At 41.4% G+C, this 18,891-nt stretch carries 10 protein-coding genes, 2 tRNA genes, 3 rRNA genes and 1 pseudogene; 3 read left to right on the plus strand and 13 right to left on the minus strand.

Features of this window, described 5'->3' with window-relative positions:
- Positions 1-225: 225 nt before the first annotated feature.
- The 10 genes and pseudogenes from LDL57_RS13130 to pepQ form a co-directional block, all read right to left on the minus strand.
- The gene (locus tag LDL57_RS13130) at positions 226-1,218 is read right to left on the minus strand and encodes a glycosyltransferase (protein ID WP_180559580.1); all 993 of its coding nucleotides are present in this window, start codon (positions 1,216-1,218) and stop codon (positions 226-228) included.
- Between the two features lie 317 nt (positions 1,219-1,535).
- Positions 1,536-1,651 (minus strand): 5S ribosomal RNA (gene rrf, locus LDL57_RS13135).
- Between the two features lie 180 nt (positions 1,652-1,831).
- Positions 1,832-4,903, minus strand: a 23S ribosomal RNA gene (locus LDL57_RS13140).
- Positions 4,904-5,245: 342 nt separating this feature from the next.
- A tRNA-Ala gene (locus LDL57_RS13145) sits at positions 5,246-5,321 on the minus strand.
- Positions 5,322-5,388: 67 nt separating this feature from the next.
- Positions 5,389-5,465 (minus strand) — tRNA-Ile (locus LDL57_RS13150).
- A gap of 66 nt (positions 5,466-5,531) precedes the next feature.
- Positions 5,532-7,067: ribosomal RNA gene (locus LDL57_RS13155) — 16S ribosomal RNA — on the minus strand.
- Together the 16S, 23S and 5S rRNA genes with 2 tRNA genes alongside form the textbook arrangement of a ribosomal RNA operon.
- 462 nt (positions 7,068-7,529) lie before the next feature.
- Entirely contained in the window at positions 7,530-8,057 is a 528-nt protein-coding gene (hemG, locus tag LDL57_RS13160) for a menaquinone-dependent protoporphyrinogen IX dehydrogenase (RefSeq protein ID WP_180559527.1), read from the minus strand.
- A gap of 27 nt (positions 8,058-8,084) precedes the next feature.
- The gene (trkH, locus tag LDL57_RS13165; protein ID WP_180559526.1) at positions 8,085-9,536 is read right to left on the minus strand and encodes a Trk system potassium transporter TrkH; all 1,452 of its coding nucleotides are present in this window, start codon (positions 9,534-9,536) and stop codon (positions 8,085-8,087) included.
- Between the two features lie 30 nt (positions 9,537-9,566).
- Entirely contained in the window at positions 9,567-10,178 is a 612-nt protein-coding gene (locus tag LDL57_RS13170; RefSeq protein WP_225505905.1) for an IMPACT family protein, read from the minus strand.
- A pseudogene (pepQ, locus tag LDL57_RS13175) lies at positions 10,178-11,510 on the minus strand (Xaa-Pro dipeptidase). The gene LDL57_RS13170 and the pseudogene pepQ overlap by 1 nt, the downstream one beginning before the upstream one ends.
- Positions 11,511-11,780: 270 nt before the next feature.
- Between pepQ and fadB the strand changes: the two are divergent.
- On the plus strand, positions 11,781-13,967 hold the full coding sequence (fadB, locus tag LDL57_RS13180; protein WP_225505907.1) for a fatty acid oxidation complex subunit alpha FadB: 2,187 nt from the start codon (positions 11,781-11,783) through the stop codon (positions 13,965-13,967).
- A 19-nt stretch (positions 13,968-13,986) separates the two neighbouring features.
- A complete protein-coding gene (fadA, locus tag LDL57_RS13185) occupies positions 13,987-15,153 on the plus strand; it encodes an acetyl-CoA C-acyltransferase FadA (RefSeq protein ID WP_180559523.1) in 1,167 nt (388 codons plus the stop codon).
- Between the two features lie 75 nt (positions 15,154-15,228).
- Here fadA and fre read toward each other — a convergent pair whose 3' ends face one another.
- The 3 genes from fre to pepE all read right to left on the minus strand — a co-directional run bounded on the left by fre (position 15,229) and on the right by pepE (position 18,254).
- Positions 15,229-15,930 carry an NAD(P)H-flavin reductase gene (gene fre / locus LDL57_RS13190; protein ID WP_180559522.1) on the minus strand — a complete coding sequence of 234 codons (702 nt, stop codon included), beginning with the start codon at positions 15,928-15,930 and terminating at the stop codon, positions 15,229-15,231.
- A 13-nt stretch (positions 15,931-15,943) separates the two neighbouring features.
- A complete protein-coding gene (gene ubiD / locus LDL57_RS13195; RefSeq protein WP_180559521.1) occupies positions 15,944-17,413 on the minus strand; it encodes a 4-hydroxy-3-polyprenylbenzoate decarboxylase in 1,470 nt (489 codons plus the stop codon).
- A gap of 115 nt (positions 17,414-17,528) precedes the next feature.
- Positions 17,529-18,254 carry a dipeptidase PepE gene (gene pepE / locus LDL57_RS13200; protein WP_180559520.1) on the minus strand — a complete coding sequence of 242 codons (726 nt, stop codon included), beginning with the start codon at positions 18,252-18,254 and terminating at the stop codon, positions 17,529-17,531.
- A 141-nt stretch (positions 18,255-18,395) separates the two neighbouring features.
- Between pepE and rfaH the strand changes: the two genes are divergently transcribed.
- A complete protein-coding gene (gene rfaH / locus LDL57_RS13205; protein ID WP_180559519.1) occupies positions 18,396-18,887 on the plus strand; it encodes a transcription/translation regulatory transformer protein RfaH in 492 nt (163 codons plus the stop codon).
- Positions 18,888-18,891 lie beyond the last annotated feature (4 nt).

The following is an 18,891-nucleotide window of genomic DNA, read 5'->3' on the forward strand; positions in this document are numbered from 1 at the left end:
CAAACAGTGGCAAACATTATCCATTACTTGGGAAATTTATTTAATATCCATAGAATATTTAATTATAAAGTAAAAAAACATTTGATCCATTAAACCCATCACATTTGTCAATCTAAGAATTCTAAACTCTGGTATAAGTTTAATAACAATATCACCAGCTTATTCTCAATATAATAATAAGGGGAATGCTATTTTCTCATTACCACAATCTCTATTTGCATATCATTACGATTTGTATTTAAGTAACGATTTTAGCTTTAAATAACGCCGACTCAGGCGCCATTTTAATTTTAAGGTTGTCGCATTTTGCCAAGTAATTTGCCAATATCCTTCGTCAAAAAAGCGCTTAACCATCTCGTATTTAATTTTTGGCGATTCAATTGCTTGAATAGACAACACAACCCCAAAACCTTCCTTACCAATCTGCCACCAATAAGCGGGTGTTTGATTTACCGCATTAGGATATTTTTTGTAAATATCCATTAGCATATCAATAATTTTTAAATAAGTATTAACCTTACGCACGCGTAAAGCATCGCCACATAATGAATGAGATACTGATTTACTATGAATAAAATAATCATAATAAGATTCATTGATAAACTGAACGCGTTTTGCATTAAGTAATATTTCTGTTGTCCAAGGGATATCTTGATGATGAAGTTGCGGTTCAAACTGATACTGATGTTCACGAATAAAACTTAACTTATAAATATTCAGCCAAGTAACGTGTAAAAATTTACCTGAGCTTAAACCTTTTTGTAACCATTCAATTCCTGAAATTATGCCTGTCGATGGAACTTTCTTTAAAGGAAAAATTAATTTAGAGGGTGAGCCATCCATATAAACATAAGTACCATTACACATCGCCACATCTAAATTACCCAACTTTGTCAATGTTAATAAACGGTTATACATACCTTCATGAATGACATCATCAATATCCGGAAAGGCTATATATTTACCTGTCGCCATATTCATTCCTATATTTCGTGCGACAGATACCCCGCGATTTTCCTGATGTAAAATCTTAGTATTTGGGAATCGTTCTCTACATTCCTCTAATAGTAAAGCACTATTATCCGTTGAACCATCATTGACTAAAATAAGCTCCCAATTTTCTAATTTTTGTTGTTCCAGACAATTAAAAAATTTTGGTAAAAATGGTTCGCCATTAAATATAGCAACAACAATACTTAGCATAGGTTCAGCTAACATATGTTTACCTTAATCATTATCCTTTTATTGAGGTTATTTAATCTTATATCAAATATTCAATAGATAAATGTTTAGGCACTCAATTTTGTTAAAAAAATAGAATAATAATATTTCTAATATCAAATAAATATACCATAAGATAATTTATATAATTAATTATGTATTAATGTAAGTATTAAAATTAATATAAATATCACTTGTATTATCGATAAAGAAATTGCATCAGTATTAAAACTGTTATGCAAATTTTATATTGAATATAGCTATTTTTCAGATAAAAAAAGCCACCCTTAGGTGGCTTTTTAAACATAATTAACGTCTGGCAGCTCCCTACTCTCACATGGGGAGACCCCACACTACCATCGGCGCTACGGCATTTCACTTCTGAGTTCGGCATGGGATCAGGTGGCACCACCGCGCTATTACCGCCAGACAAATTCTTTTTTCGCTATCCTGTTTCGTTACGCTACTGCCTCGGGCGCTCATCTCGGCTGCCTCTCGCTATGCGCAGGCCATCTCGCCCGTTGACTTCTAGCGCCGTAACCGCTTACAGGCACCAATCTCTGAACAAGCTAAAATCTCTTCTCTCTTCTCAAAACACCTTCGGTGTTGTCAGGTTAAGCCTCTCGGGTCATTAGTACTGGTTAGCTCAACGTATCGCTACGCTTACACACCCAGCCTATCTACGTCCTCGTCTCGAACACCCCTTATAGGACATTACTGTCAGGGAAGACTCATCTTGAGGCAAGTTTCCCGCTTAGATGCTTTCAGCGGTTATCTCTTCCGCACTTAGCTACCAGGCGATGCCATTGGCATGACAACCTGTACACCAGTGGTGCGTCCACTCCGGTCCTCTCGTACTAGGAGCAGCCCCCCTCAATCTTCCTTCGCCCACGACAGATAGGGACCGAACTGTCTCACGACGTTCTAAACCCAGCTCGCGTACCACTTTAAATGGCGAACAGCCATACCCTTGGGACCTACTTCAGCCCCAGGATGTGATGAGCCGACATCGAGGTGCCAAACACCGCCGTCGATATGAACTCTTGGGCGGTATCAGCCTGTTATCCCCGGAGTACCTTTTATCCGTTGAGCGATGGCCCTTCCATTCAGAACCACCGGATCACTAAGACCTACTTTCGTACCTGCTCGCGCCGTCACGCTCGCAGTCAAGCTGGCTTATGCCTTTGCACTAACCTCACGATGTCCGACCGTGATTAGCCAACCTTCGTGCTCCTCCGTTACTCTTTGGGAGGAGACCGCCCCAGTCAAACTACCCACCAGACACTGTCCTCAGCCCGGATTACGGGCCCAAGTTAGAACATCAAACATTAAAGGGTGGTATTTCAACGTCGGCTCCATGCGAACTGGCGTCCACACTTCAAAGCCTCCCACCTATCCTACACATCAAGGCTCAATGTTCAGTGTCAAGCTATAGTAAAGGTTCACGGGGTCTTTCCGTCTTGCCGCGGGTACACTGCATCTTCACAGCGAGTTCAATTTCACTGAGTCTCGGGTGGAGACAGCCTGGCCATCATTACGCCATTCGTGCAGGTCGGAACTTACCCGACAAGGAATTTCGCTACCTTAGGACCGTTATAGTTACGGCCGCCGTTTACTGGGGCTTCGATCAAGAGCTTCGCCTTACGGCTTACCCCATCAATTAACCTTCCAGCACCGGGCAGGCGTCACACCGTATACGTCCACTTTCGTGTTTGCACAGTGCTGTGTTTTTAATAAACAGTTGCAGCCAGCTGGTATCTGCGACTGGCTTCAGCTCCATGGGCGAACCACTTCACCTAACGCCAGCGTGCCTTCTCCCGAAGTTACGGCACCATTTTGCCTAGTTCCTTCACCCGAGTTCTCTCAAGCGCCTGAGTATTCTCTACCTAACCACCTGTGTCGGTTTGGGGTACGATTAATGGTTACCTATCGCTTAGAGGCTTTTCCTGGAAGCCGGGCATCAACTACTTCACCACCTTAGTGGCTCGTCATCACGCCTCAGTGTCTTGGTCATGCGGATTTGCCGGCATAACCCACCTACACGCTTAAACCGGGACAACCGTCGCCCGGATAGCCTAGCCTTCTCCGTCCCCCCTTCGCAGTCACCCTTAGTACGGGAATATTAACCCGTTTCCCATCGACTACGCTTTTCAGCCTCGCCTTAGGGGTCGACTTACCCTGCCCCGATTAACGTTGGACAGGAACCCTTGGTCTTTCGGCGAGCGGGTTTTTCACCCGCTTTATCGTTACTTATGTCAGCATTCGCACTTCTGATACCTCCAGCAGACCTCTCAGTCCACCTTCGACGGCTTACAGAACGCTCCCCTACCCAACAACATTGCTGTCGCTGCCGCAGCTTCGGTGCATGGTTTAGCCCCGTTACATCTTCCGCGCAGGCCGACTCGACCAGTGAGCTATTACGCTTTCTTTAAATGATGGCTGCTTCTAAGCCAACATCCTGGCTGTCTAAGCCTTCCCACTTCGTTTCCCACTTAACCATGACTTTGGGACCTTAGCTGGCGGTCTGGGTTGTTTCCCTCTTCACGACGGACGTTAGCACCCGCCGTGTGTCTCCCGTGATTACATTCTTCGGTATTCGGAGTTTGCATCGGGTTGGTAAGTCGGGATGACCCCCTAGCCGAAACAGTGCTCTACCCCCGAAGATGAGTTCACGAGGCGCTACCTAAATAGCTTTCGGGGAGAACCAGCTATCTCCCGGTTTGATTGGCCTTTCACCCCCAGCCACAAGTCATCCGCTAATTTTTCAACATTAGTCGGTTCGGTCCTCCAGTTAGTGTTACCCAACCTTCAACCTGCCCATGGCTAGATCACCGGGTTTCGGGTCTATACCCTGCAACTTGACGCCCAGTTAAGACTCGGTTTCCCTACGGCTCCCCTATGCGGTTAACCTTGCTACAGAATATAAGTCGCTGACCCATTATACAAAAGGTACGCAGTCACCCCATCCTCAAATGTCCCGCTTGTCTTTGCGGCCAATCTTGTCCGCTTTTTTAACTTCCGCTGCTCGTGTACTTTTAGGTACACTGCGCTGCGGCTTGAAAAAACCGAACAACCTTGTTGGCAAAGCCTGCGCTGTTATTGTGATGGTATGCCATCACCCAACTGCCGAGGCACTTGAGTGATGGGGCTCCCACTGCTTGTACGTACACGGTTTCAGGTTCTTTTCACTCCCTCGCCGGGGTTCTTTTCGCCTTTCCCTCACGGTACTGGTTCACTATCGGTCAGTCAGGAGTATTTAGCCTTGGAGGATGGTCCCCATATTCAGACAGGATAACACGTGTCCCGCCCTACTCTTCGAGCTCACCATACTAACATCTTCGGATACGGGGCTATCACCCTTTATTGCGCGCCTTTCCAGACCCTTCTCCTGATGCTAATATCGATGCTGACTCTGGGCTGCTCCCCGTTCGCTCGCCGCTACTGGGGGAATCTCGGTTGATTTCTTTTCCTCGGGGTACTGAGATGTTTCAGTTCCCCCGGTTCGCCTCGTTTGACTATGTATTCATCAAACGATAGTGCATTAATGCACTGGGTTTCCCCATTCGGACATCGCCGGCTATAACGCTTCATATCAGCTTACCGACGCTTTTCGCAGATTAGCACGTCCTTCATCGCCTCTGACTGCCTAGGCATCCACCGTGTACGCTTCATTCGCTTAACCTCACAACCCGAAGGTGTCTTTATTTCACTATCATTCTGATAGGTTATGGCTGCGCGTACAGTAATTCTTTGTTGGGTAGTGCTCGCAATGCTCACGTACTTTTGTACGCTGCGCTTGCTGCGCGCTGGCCGCCTCGAATTCCTGACTGCTCGCTCATAACGCCTGCCTTCCTGACTGTGATGACACTTCACGTTGGAGTATTGAGAGTTCTCCACATTATTTTCTCAATAATGTGTGTTTCAATTTTTAGCTTGTTCCAGATTGTTAAAGAGCATTATTATTCGCAGCATACTGTTGCCAGCCTGCTCTGAATAACCTTTTATCTAGTTTTATCTTGCAATATGGTGGAGCTAAGCGGGATCGAACCGCTGACCTCCTGCGTGCAAAGCAGGCGCTCTCCCAGCTGAGCTATAGCCCCATTAAGATTCTCGTATCATTACTCCTTACCGCTAACTTCACCTTTGGGCAAAATCCGACAGCAATGTTGGTAGGCCTGAGTGGACTTGAACCACCGACCTCACCCTTATCAGGGGTGCGCTCTAACCACCTGAGCTACAAGCCTAATGATACCTTCTGCTCAATCTTCATCAGACAATCTGTGTGAACACTCACATTCCATCTATCTCGGTAAGGAGGTGATCCAACCGCAGGTTCCCCTACGGTTACCTTGTTACGACTTCACCCCAGTCATGAATCACAAAGTGGTAAGCGCCATCCCGAAGGTTAAGCTACCTACTTCTTTTGCAACCCACTCCCATGGTGTGACGGGCGGTGTGTACAAGGCCCGGGAACGTATTCACCGCGACATGCTGATCCGCGATTACTAGCGATTCCGACTTCATGGAGTCGAGTTGCAGACTCCAATCCGGACTTCGACGTACTTTCTGAGTTCCGCTTCCCCTCGCAGGCTCGCCTCTCTCTGTATACGCCATTGTAGCACGTGTGTAGCCCTACTCGTAAGGGCCATGATGACTTGACGTCATCCCCACCTTCCTCCGGTTTATCACCGGCAGTCTCCTTTGAGTTCCCGACCGTATCGCTGGCAACAAAGGATAAGGGTTGCGCTCGTTGCGGGACTTAACCCAACATTTCACAACACGAGCTGACGACAGCCATGCAGCACCTGTCTCAGCGCTCCCGAAGGCACGCCTCTATCTCTAAAGGCTTCGCTGGATGTCAAGAGTAGGTAAGGTTCTTCGCGTTGCATCGAATTAAACCACATGCTCCACCGCTTGTGCGGGCCCCCGTCAATTCATTTGAGTTTTAACCTTGCGGCCGTACTCCCCAGGCGGTCGATTTAACGCGTTAGCTCCGGAGGCCACAGTTCATGACCACAACCTCCAAATCGACATCGTTTACAGCGTGGACTACCAGGGTATCTAATCCTGTTTGCTCCCCACGCTTTCGCACATGAGCGTCAGTCTCTGTCCAGGGGGCCGCCTTCGCCACCGGTATTCCTCCACATCTCTACGCATTTCACCGCTACACATGGAATTCTACCCCTCTACAAGACTCTAGCTAACCAGTCTTGAATGCCATTCCCAGGTTAAGCCCGGGGATTTCACATCCAACTTAATTAACCGCCTGCGTGCCCTTTACGCCCAGTAATTCCGATTAACGCTCGCACCCTCCGTATTACCGCGGCTGCTGGCACGGAGTTAGCCGGTGCTTCTTCTGTCGCTAACGTCAATTGCTAAGAATATTAACCTTAACACCTTCCTCACGACTGAAAGTACTTTACAACCCGAAGGCCTTCTTCATACACGCGGCATGGCTGCATCAGGCTTGCGCCCATTGTGCAATATTCCCACTGCTGCCTCCCGTAGGAGTCTGGGCCGTGTCTCAGTCCCAGTGTGGCTGATCATCCTCTCAGACCAGCTAGAGATCGTCGCCTAGGTGAGCCTTTACCCCACCTACTAGCTAATCTCATATGGGTTCATCCGAAGGTGTGAGGCCTAATGGTCCCCACTTTGCTCCTTAGAGATTATGCGGTATTAGCCACCGTTTCCAGTGGTTATCCCCGCCTTCGGCCAGATCCCCATACCTTACTCACCCGTCCGCCGCTCGCCGGCAAGAAAGCAAGCTTTCTCCGCTGCCGCTCGACTTGCATGTGTTAGGCCTGCCGCCAGCGTTCAATCTGAGCCATGATCAAACTCTTCAATTAAAAGTTTGATGCTCAAAGAATGTTTTACTGGCCGTAACGCTTCTTTTTGCCACTTTGTCGACGTTTTAACGCCTTCGCTGTGGCCCAAAATCACGTTACTGCTTATTAGTTCATATATGAATTAACTGTTTTGTCACTCTTCAAGACTTAATCTTCAAATAGTTTTTGATGATGTCTTGCGAGTGCCCACACAGATTGTCTGATTAATTGTTAAAGAGCGTGCGACCCAGGTCGCGAGGTGGCGTATATTACGCTTTTCACCTGTAAAGTCAAGTAGTTATTTCTACTTTTCTTTACCCTAAGTTGATAAAATCCTCTTTAATTGATTCGTTCTATCCTGACTCAGTGGGGGCGCATTATAGGGAGTTTTACGCGGCAGGCAAGCAATAATTTGTAAACTTTAGCTGTTTGCTCTTTTTTTCGACAAAAATGAGAGGAAATAGCCATTTTTAAATAAAATTTTTATTTAAGCGCATTAAATTCACGTGCAAAATATTCAACTTTTTGCCAATCAGTATATTCAATTTCGTTATTTGTATTCGTTTCTCCGCCCGTTATTTTCATAATAAATTGGATCATCATACGATCAAACCAGTTATATTGGGGATAACGTAGCGCGCCAGCAAACACATTAGTAATAGTCGGTTGCCACGGAGTTTTAGCTAAAAATTTACGTACATAAACATTTGTTTCAGGTGTATCTTTGCCCTTTTTTCTGGCCGTTAAATTAACGCCAAAAAATGCACTTGGCATGGAATTTAACTCTTTTTGGTGATTTTGCGCAAAATTTAACACCGCAGAATTAAAATGACCATAACGTATTGAGGCACCAACTAATACTTTTTGATAAACAGAAAGATTAAAATTTTTATCCATATTTAAATCTCTGACATCACATTGCTTACCCTCTTTACGTGAATATTCAGTAATTTTAAGTATTATCTTTTTAGTCTGACCATTTTCACCAGAATAAAGTAGCAAATAGCTCATGAGTTACCTATAAAATTATATAAAAAATTATTCTCGCCAAAAGGTTGGTGTGAAAAGAACCAGTAAAGTGAAAACTTCCAATCGGCCAAATAGCATAGTAACAATTAGGATCCATTTTCCCGTTGGATTCATAGTGGTAAAATTTTCAGCTACCGAGCCTAATCCTGGCCCTAAATTATTGAGTGTTGCTGCAATTGAGGCAAAAGCAGAAAACTCATCTACGCCGGTAGCGATTAACAATAATAAACTTATAAGAAAAACCAATGCATAAGCAGAAAAGAAACCCCAAACGGCTTCTATAATACGTTCAGGTAATGCCCTGGCGCCTAATTTTATCGTGTAAACAGCATTTGGATGTACCAAACGTTTTAGCTCTCGTGATCCCTGTAAGAATAATAACAAAATTCGAATAACTTTTAATCCACCTCCGGTTGAGCCTGCACATCCGCCGACAAAAGCAGCACAAAGTAACAATATCGGTAGTGAAAGTGGCCAATTTGCAAACCCATCAGTACTAAAACCCGCTGTTGTTGCCACAGAAACAACTTGAAAAAAGGCTTGATCAAATGTTTGAAATAGTGAGTCGTAAACGGAATGATATAGAAGTACTAATGTACATATGACAATCAATACTAATTGAAAACCGATAAATACTCTAAATTCGGGATCACGCCAGTAAATTGTCAAACTACGGCCGGATAAAACGGCGAAATGAAGACCAAAATTACAGCCAGAAATCAGTAAAAAAATAGCAATAATGGTATTAATAGCAGGGCTATTAAAGTAGCCAATACTTTGGTCATGAGTAGAAAATCCACCAATAGCAACAGTAGAAAAACTATGAGAGATAGCATCAAAGACGTCCATGCCTGCACCCCATAATGCTATCGCGCATACTATCGTGAGCAAAACATAGATTAACCAAAGTGTCTTTGCTGTTTCCGCAATCCTTGGACGCATTTTATTGTCTTTAAGTGGCCCAGGCATTTCTGCCCGATAAAGCTGCATTCCTCCTACGCCTAATAAAGGCAATATGGCTACCGCTAAAACAATGATCCCCATGCCACCTAACCACTGTAGCATTTGTCGATAAAAGAGTATTGCTTTAGGTAAAGCATCTAACCCAACCAATGTGGTTGCCCCAGTTGTTGTTAAACCGGAAAAAGATTCAAAAAAAGCATCGGTAACCGAAAGATGGGGCCGATCAGCAAAGATAAAAGGTAATGCCCCAACACTGCCTAACACAGTCCAAAAAAGGGCGACGATCAGAAAACCTTCTTTAGGCTTTAAATCATGTCGATTATTTCTGTTTGGTATCCATAGTAGCAAACCTATAATCAACGCCGCGATAAAGGTCTGGCTAAAGGCACGTCCTGCTCCATCTCGATAAATCAATGCCACTATGCCTGGAATGATCATAGTGACAGAAAATAAGATAACAAGTAGCCCAACAATTCGGGTTATTGCTCGAAAATGCATGAATGGTTCCTTGAGAATCTAGTTATAACATTAAGATTTAGGGATTAAATTTAATGCGCCTCTACTCAAATTACGTAATTTATCAGCAAACTTTTGTTCAGCATTGGCAGGCAGGGAAATTTCTAATATCACATTTTCACTATATTCCCGCACAAGGATCTGCCCCGATGATTGTTGTATTAATTGCTCAACCATTTTTATATGCGTATATTCACAATATATAAAATAATATTTTTGTAACACTTTTTGCTGTGTATTTAAAAGTCCCAACGCTTGTTGAACACTATTACCATAAGCTCTAACCAATCCTCCAGTTCCCAATTTGATACCACCAAAATAACGAACCACAACCACGGTAATTTCTCCAATATGGCTAGCTAACAACTGGGTGATCATTGGCTTACCTGCCGTTCCTGTTGGCTCGCCATCATCAGAAAAACCTAACTGTTGACAATCATCAGGTCTACCGGCGACATAGGCCCAACAATGATGTCGGGCATCTGGATATTTATGCTTGATAATTTGGATAAAATTTTTCGCTTCAACAACTCCATCAGTATGTTCCAAGTAAGTAATAAAACGACTTTTTTTAATCTCTTCGGTAACCACAACCGACTCTGCAGGTATTAAATAGGCATTCATTATTTTAAATGTAAATTACGCGTCATATTTTCAACTTTATTTTCATATATGATGATATTATCTTCAATACGAATAACACCATTGGGCATAAGGGACGCAATTTTATGCCAGTTAAAATATTTACTAAACGAGCCTTCGCGCCAAGGCGCTAGCAGTGTCTCTATAAAGTAGAGACCAGGTTCAATCGTTAATACCATACCAGGTTGTAAAATCCGCGTACAACGCAAGAAAGGATAACATTCAGGTGCAGCCAAAGAAGCTCCTGTTTCATCCTGCATAAAGCCACCAACATCATGAACTTGTAATCCCAAAAGATGACCTAAGCCATGTGGGAAAAAGGGAGTTGTAAGCCCCTCTTTTATCATTGCTTCTTCACTGATATTGCAAATAATGCCATGATCTAGCAGTAAAGATGCAATATGTTGATGCATCCGTTGATGATATTCAGTATAGCGAATCCCCGATTTAATTGTATCAATCAATATTTGTTGTTTACTATCCAAGTCGTTAATCAGATTAGCAAATTCATTATTATTTCTAGCTGCATAGGTACGCGTAATATCTGCGGCATAACCGTGATATTCAGAACCTGCATCAATTAAAAAACTATACATTTTTTTTGGTGGTTGATATTTCAATTTAGTGTAGTGGAGTACTGAACAATTTTCATTGAGGGCAATAATATTACTGTATGGAACGTCGATATCTCGCTGACCCGTTGCCTGCAAGTAACTAACATTAATATCAAATTCACTCGCTCCCTGATAAAAAGCCTGCCGCAGCATGATGACCTGCTATTGCCATTTTCTGCGCTTGCTGTAAGCAACTTAATTCATAGTTTGTCTTATAAGCACGATGAAAATGAAAATAATCTACTACCGGTTTACAATTAATATTAGTCGCTAAAATGCCTAATTCTTTAGCTCGAACAATAGATTCACCAATATAACCAATATGTTTTTTATTTAATTGAAATAACCATTTTTTAATTTCATTAGCTTCTTTTAAATGAAACAACTCAAACTCCTTTACCCAAAAGTTGTCAGGTAAAGGCTCAATACTATGCCAATAATCAATTGGCGAATAAAACCATAATTTAGGCTTACTCACGCCATCAACCAATAACCAACAATGGGCAACTTGAGTAATAGGTAGCCAGGCTTTGAAATGTGGATTAGCTCTAAAAGGATAATGGTAGTCATCAAGAAAAATGCCTTGCGGCTCTCCAGAATGAATAAGTAAGGCATTCAATTTATTATTTTTCAATACATTCTGTGTACGTTGCTGTAATATTTTAATATGTTCTTGATATTGACTAGCAAGATTTTCCATTTTTAGTTCACCTGTTATTTTTTATCTCTAATATCCAGCAAAATACTACATTAAATATTATCATTAATTTAATGAATGCTATTTCCCAATTAAAGTGTCTCATTTTTATTAATAAAAACAAATAAGTAAGTATTAATGCGGTTTTTAATAGCCCAGATAATTTGTTGTGATCAGGCTAGCATATTTCTTATACTTAATTTGCATTTTCTTAACAAAAAAATCACACTGCCAACACCTGGTCGTACCAGACGGAAATCATAGGAGAACAGTATGCTCTATCAAAGTAATACTATTCAGGTTGATTGGATAAAACCCGGTATCGCAAAACTGATATTTAATTCACCAAATGCCATTAATAAATTTGATATAGAAACCATTAACTCGTTAAATCAAGCCATTGATTCTCTGGAAAACAAAAATACCTTGAGCCAATTAAAAGGGCTTATTCTGATTTCACAAAAATCCGCTTTTATTGTTGGGGCAGATATTAAACAATTTCTCTCGCTATTTAATGCACCAAAGTCACAACTTCAGCAATGGCTTAATTTTGCTAACAGTATCTTTAATTGTATCGAAGATCTACCCATTCCAACAGTAACTGCAATAAGTGGTTATGCTTTAGGGGGAGGCTGTGAGTGTGCATTAACAACAGATTACCGTATCGCCGCACCCGATCTTAAAATTGGTTTACCGGAAGTTAAACTGGGAATTATGCCTGGATTTGGCGGTTCAGTACGCCTACCACGTTTAATCGGTTTAGATAACGCCTTACAGATGATCACCACAGGAAAAGATATTGATGCCATAACCGCTTTAAAAAATGGCCTGATTGATGCGATTGTTGCCAAAGAACAGTTACTGAATTCAGCACTCTTACTACTAGAAAATGCCATTGCAAACAAATTAGATTGGCGGCAAGTACGTCAACCTAAAACCCAACCGTTAAAACTGAATAAAATAGAACAAACCATGAGTTTTGATGTCGCAAAAGGTTTAGTCATGAAAGCGGCAGGTTCACATTATCCTGCACCATTGACAGCGTTAGAAACTATCAAAAAAGCAGCCAATTGTGGGCGTAAAGAAGCGTTATTATTCGAAACTGAAGCTTTCATTCCATTGACTCAATCCCCTGAAGCTCATGCCTTAATTAGAGTTTTTCTTAATGATCAATATGTTAAAAATTTAGCTAAACAGAGAAGTCAATCAATTGAAACTCCCATAAAAACCGCTGTTATTGGCGCAGGCATTATGGGTGGCGGCATCGCTTATCAATCAGCACGTAAAGGTGTACCTATCATAATGAAAGATATTAGTGAAAAATCTCTTCAGTTAGGCATGAATGAAGCCGCTAAATTGCTAAATAATCAGTTTGAACGTAAGCAAATATCAGCGCTCGAAATGGCGAAGATATTATCTTCAATTACTCCAACACTCAATTACGCCGGAATTGAAAATGCGCAAGTTATTGTTGAGGCTGTAGTTGAGGATCCAAAGGTTAAAACAGTCGTTTTAGCGGAAACAGAAAAATTATTAAATGAACATGCCCTATTAGCCTGGAATACTTCAACTATCCCAATCACAAAATTAGCTAGTGTTTTACAGCGGCCAGAAAATTTCTGCGGCATGCATTTTTTCAATCCAGTTCATCGCATGCCATTAGTGGAAATTATTAAAGGCGAAAAAACTAGCGCGAAAACTATCGATACGATAACTGCCTATGCCAATAAAATGGGTAAAACGGCTATTATCGTCAACGATTGTCCAGGTTTTTTTGTTAATCGGGTGCTGTTCCCTTATTTTTCTGGCTTTAATTTACTCTTACAAGATGGCGCTGATTTTTATCAAATCGATAAGATCATGGAAAGGCAATTTGGCTGGCCGATGGGGCCTGCTTATTTGATAGATGTTATTGGTATTGATACTGTGCAACATGCTCAACAAGTTATGGCCGAAAGTTTTCCAGCACGTATGACAAAAATTGATCAAGATGCCATTTCTGTTCTATTCAATCATCAACGTTATGGCCAGAAGAATGGTGTTGGTTTTTATCAATACGTTAGCGATAAAAAGGGAAAAATAGAGAAACAACGCGATCCTAAAATTAACGACTTATTAGGCAAATTTGGCGCTAGCAGCAAACAATTCACCGAGCAAGATATTATCATGCGCATGATGATACCGATGATTAATGAAGTGGTTCGTTGCTTAGATGAACATATTATCGCCAGTCCTGCTGAAGCCGATATCGCTCTAGTATACGGTTTAGGTTTTCCGCCATTTAGAGGCGGTGCTATTTGCTATCTTGATAACCTTGGTATCGAAAATTATATCAAACTGGCTGAAAAATATGCCTCTCTAGGCCCTTTATATACCATTCCTACCAGTTTAAAAACCAAAGCAGAAAAACACGCGAGTTATTATCCTGCACCAGAAAAAATCACCTTTAACAGCAAATAATAGGCTTAAGGTCGTGATCATGGAAAATATTGTAATTATTGATAGTATACGCACGCCAATGGGACGTTCTAAAGGTGGCGCTTTTCGCCAGGTCAGAGCAGAAGAGCTATCTGCCCATTTAATGACACAATTATTAAGCCGTAATCCTGCCCTGAATAAAAATGAAATTGACGATATTATTTGGGGATGTGTACAACAAACTTTAGAACAAGGATTTAATATTGCTCGCAATGCGGCGCTATTAACGGATATTCCCCATACAGTACCCGCAGTAACGGTTAATCGGCTGTGCGGTTCATCCATGCAAGCATTACATGATGCCGCTCGCTTTATTATGTCAGGTGATGCAAATGTTGCGCTTGTGGGTGGTGTTGAACATATGGGACATGTTCCTATGACTCATGGTATCGATCTCAATAGTAAAATAGCGCTTCATGTTTCTACCGCTTCGGCTTCAATGGGATTAACCGCTGAGATGCTCGCCAGACAGTGCCAAATCAGTCGTGTTGAACAAGATGAATTCGCCTTACGTTCTCATCAAAGAGCAACTGAAGCAACTAAACAGGGATGGTTTAATGATGAAATTGTAGCAACTGTGGGCCATGATATTGACGGTAATCTGGTTGCCATCAATCAAGATGAAGTGATTAGATTTGATGCAAGTTTAGCTAGCCTAACGGCTTTACCACCGGTCTTTGATCCTGTCTCAGGCTCAATCACAGCAGGAAATTCCTCAGCATTATCGGATGGTGCATCCGCCATACTCGTTACCAGTGAAAAATATGCTAAAACACGAGAATTAAGGATAAGAGCTAAAATCCGATCCATGTCTGTTATTGGTTGCGACCCTGCCATTATGGGCTATGGGCCTGTCCCGGCAACTACAATGGCATTAAAACGTGCTAAGTTAACGCTGCAAGATATAGATGTTTTTGAAATTAATGAAGCTTTTGCTGCCCAAGCTTTGGCTTGTTTAAAAGATTTACGCCTTATCGATAAGATGGAAGAAAAAGTTAACCTGCATGGTGGAGCAATTGCTTTAGGTCACCCGTTAGGATGTTCTGGTGCGCGGATCATCACTTCTTTATTAAATGTTATGGAACGGAAAGATGCTCAGTTTGGTTTAGCCACTATGTGTATTGGCTTTGGACAAGGCATCGCTACACTTGTTGAGCGAATTAAATAACTAGTCTACGCTTTATTGTATGTTGTTGCTATTTTCCCGCCCAGAAGGGCGGTTTTTTTTATTTTGTGATTTCATTTAGATAAATTCGAACGCATCGCCATAAAGATACTCAGGGCTAACGCCTCTTTCACTACAAAAACGTTCTCTCGCAATTTTCGCCATTTCAAAACGCCCAGCAATGTAAATTTCGTACTTGGTAAGAGAACCAAAGTCATCCAGCACCGCACTCAAAACCGTACCTGTCCGTCCTCGCCAATCTGCTTCAGGTTGTTCAACAACAGGAATAATTTTTATGTTGCGATATTGCTCTGAAAGAGCCTGCAATTCACCTAAATCATATAGGTGTTCTAACCTTCGTCCTCCCCAATAGAAGGTAATATCTCTGTCGGGATTTTCCTCCAATGCAGCATATAAAATTGCGCGGGTATAAGAAAATCCGGTTCCGCCAGCAATAAGAATTATTGGTTTTTTACTTCCTTCACGGAACCAAGCTTTACCATGAGGAATATCAATATTAATGCTATTTTGCGCAAAAATACGCTCCATCACCGCCATGGCATACAGATTAAACTCTGACGCACCAATATGAAGCTCAATGAGTTTTTTTTCTGAAGGAATTGAGGCCAAGGAAAATGGGCGCTTATCACGCTCATCCATAATGACCATTAAATATTGACCGGCACGAAAGGAAAATTGACCTTCTGGTAATAAGCGAACGCGATAGACCGTATCAGTGATAGATTCAATTGAAATCACCTTACAACTTAATGTTGTCATTCACATCCTCTCATCATTTTAAAATATCCAATTCATGCCAAATTTCATCTATCCGTTTTTTTATTTTTTCTGTCATAACGATTGGACGACCCCACTCTCTTTGTGTTTCACCCGGCCATTTATTGGTTGCGTCAAGTCCCATTTTTGAACCTAAACCTGAAATGGGTGACGCAAAATCAAGATAATCGATCGGGGTATTTTCCATCATAACGGTATCTCGTGCAGGATCCATCCTGGTTGTAATTGCCCAAATAACATCATTCCAGTCACGAGCATTAATATCTTCATCACAGACAATAACAAATTTTGTATACATAAATTGCCGTAAATAAGACCAAACTCCCATCATAATGCGCTTAGCATGCCCAGCATATTGTTTCTTGATAGTCACCACAGCAAGTCGATAAGAACAGCCCTCGGGAGGTAAATAAAAGTCAACAATTTCTGGAAACTGTTTTTGTAATATAGGGACTAAAACCTCATTTAACGCAGCACCTAAAATAGCAGGCTCATCAGGAGGACGACCGGTATAGGTTGAATGATAAATAGCATCACTACGTTGAGTTATATGGGTAACTGTAAAGACTGGAAATTTATCCACTTCATTATAATAGCCGGTATGATCTCCATAAGGCCCTTCGGGGGCAAATTCTGCAGGATCAATATAACCTTCTAGAATAATTTCTGCCCCTGCCGGCACTTCAAGCTCATTAGAAATACATTTTACCACCGCTGAACGATGTCCGCGTAATAATCCAGCAAATGCATATTCGGAAAGGGTATCTGGAATGGGTGTCACCGCAGCTAAAATTGTGGCAGGATCAGCCCCTAAGGCTACCGCTACCGGAAAAGGTTTAGCTGGATATTTATTACACCACTCTTGAAAATCTAATGCCCCACCCCGATGAGATAGCCAACGCATAATCAGCTTATTTTTAGTTAATAGTTGCTGTCGATAGATACCTAAATTTTGCCGCGCCTTAAAAGGTCCCTGAGTAACCGTTAATCCCCATGTAATTAATGGTGCAACATCTTCTGGCCAACAATGCATTATAGGAAGACGAAACAGATCAACATCGTCACCTTGCCAAATCTGTTCTTGGCAGGCGGCCGACTTTAACCTTTTAGTTGGCATATTAAGCACTTGTTTAAACTTTGGTAGTTTGTCAATTAAATCAGTAAATCCTTTCGGCGCATCCGGCTCCTTAAGGAAAGCCAATAATTTGCCAACCTCATGTAATGCTTGGATATTTTCTTGTCCCATTCCCATTGCAACCCGTTCAACGGTACCAAACAAATTGCATAGAACTGGCATAGTAAAACCCTTTGGGTTTTCAAATAATAGTGCCGGCCCACCCGCTCGCAGAGTTCTATCCGCTATTTCTGTCATTTCTAAATAAGGATCGACTTCACGGCTGATTCGCTTCAGCTCTTTTTTTTGTTCTAATAATGATATGAAATCTTTGAGATCACGGTATTTCATTATATATTTTCTACTTTTTAATTTGTTGGAACTTCATTATAAATTGTTCTAAGAAGGTTACCAATAAAGGTTCAATTCGTTAAGATTAGTAAGCCTTTTAAATTGAACAGTAAACTTAGATACAGCAATAAGGAACCCATTTTTTTAATATTTTGGTATCATATTGTTCTGGAAAATGTTGGTTATACTGAAAAATCTTAAAACCTTCATTTTTCCCACTAAAATAATGTAGTTCCCTATCTTTAATTTGTAAGCCACTGCCTTCCCGTAAAGCAATAACAATTTCATGGGGATTGATGACACAAAACTCAGCAATACGATCATCTCTAGTTTCTCCCATATGTCCACTAATACGAGTATCAATATAATGCGGATTAATTTGTATTGGGAATAGCCCCAACGAGGGCATTACAACCGCATTAGATACTGGCATATCATTGGTTGTTCTTATACTAGGCGTAGCGACATTACATCCAGCACTCCAGCCAATATAGGGAATATTGCGTTCAAAAACAGCGCGTTGTATAGCCACGATCAGTCCATTTTCATGCAGGCATTTATTCAACCACCAGGTATTGCCTCCACTAACTAAAATACATTCTGCTGATTCAATTGCTTTTACTGGCGATTCAAAATGGGCAATTGAAACCACTTCGATACCTAATGATTGACTAAGCTCCGAGGCACGCTGATCATGATCACCGCGTAAAACAGCATAAGGGACTAATACTGCTTTACGGATCTGTCGGCGTTGAAACATTTCTTGTAATTGTGTTGTAGCATAATTTAGCCATTGAGAACTGGTGGTTAGTCGACCATTACTGAGAAGAAATATATCCATCTATCATTACCTTTTATTTTTTAATTATCATGTAAAACTATGTTACCCAAATTACAGAGAATTAATGCTGTTAGTTTTAACTACATAATAAGTTATAATTTGATATAGTAATAAAGTGTAATTTTATTTTTGAGCCATAACATGGAAAATTGGTATCTTCTTTACTGTAAGCGTGGGCAAATAGAGCGAGCAATAAAAAATTTAAAAAGACAGCATGTTATCTGCTTAACACCAGAAGCTCAAATAAAAAAAATAGTGCGCGGCAAGCGCATCACCGTTACAGAAGCGTTATTTCCCAACTATCTTTTCGTAAAATTTGATCCTGAAGAGATCCATACTACAACGATACGCTCAACCAGAGGTGTTAGCCATTTTATTCGATTTGGTCTCTATCCTGTGATCGTACCAGATAATATTATTAACGAGTTAAAGTCCGCCACTAAACCTGAAATTGTTGCAGCAAAGACACCGGTAGCAGGTGATACTGTTATTATTACTGAAGGTATTTTTGAAGGCCTAAAAGCAATTTACTCCGAACCTGACGGTGAAAATCGTTCAATTATTCTACTTAACATTCTTAACCAAAATATAGCTAAGCTAATAGATAATAAACAATTTAAAAAAAGTAATTAATTAG

Source organism: Arsenophonus apicola, assembly GCF_020268605.1.
Classification (GTDB): domain Bacteria; phylum Pseudomonadota; class Gammaproteobacteria; order Enterobacterales; family Enterobacteriaceae; genus Arsenophonus; species Arsenophonus apicola.

Bases quoted from the DNA above. Each gene is read 5' to 3' on its own strand.
- LDL57_RS13130 (WP_180559580.1), bottom strand. From the start codon at position 1,218: ATGTTAGCTGAACCTATGCTAAGTATTGTTGTTGCTATATTTAATGGC.
- hemG (WP_180559527.1), bottom strand. From the start codon at position 8,057: ATGAGCTATTTGCTACTTTATTCTGGTGAAAATGGTCAGACTAAAAAG.
- trkH (WP_180559526.1), bottom strand. From the start codon at position 9,536: ATGCATTTTCGAGCAATAACCCGAATTGTTGGGCTACTTGTTATCTTA.
- LDL57_RS13170 (WP_225505905.1), bottom strand. From the start codon at position 10,178: ATGAATGCCTATTTAATACCTGCAGAGTCGGTTGTGGTTACCGAAGAG.
- fadB (WP_225505907.1), top strand. From the start codon at position 11,781: ATGCTCTATCAAAGTAATACTATTCAGGTTGATTGGATAAAACCCGGT.
- fadA (WP_180559523.1), top strand. From the start codon at position 13,987: ATGGAAAATATTGTAATTATTGATAGTATACGCACGCCAATGGGACGT.
- fre (WP_180559522.1), bottom strand. From the start codon at position 15,930: ATGACAACATTAAGTTGTAAGGTGATTTCAATTGAATCTATCACTGAT.
- ubiD (WP_180559521.1), bottom strand. From the start codon at position 17,413: ATGAAATACCGTGATCTCAAAGATTTCATATCATTATTAGAACAAAAA.
- pepE (WP_180559520.1), bottom strand. From the start codon at position 18,254: ATGGATATATTTCTTCTCAGTAATGGTCGACTAACCACCAGTTCTCAA.
- rfaH (WP_180559519.1), top strand. From the start codon at position 18,396: ATGGAAAATTGGTATCTTCTTTACTGTAAGCGTGGGCAAATAGAGCGA.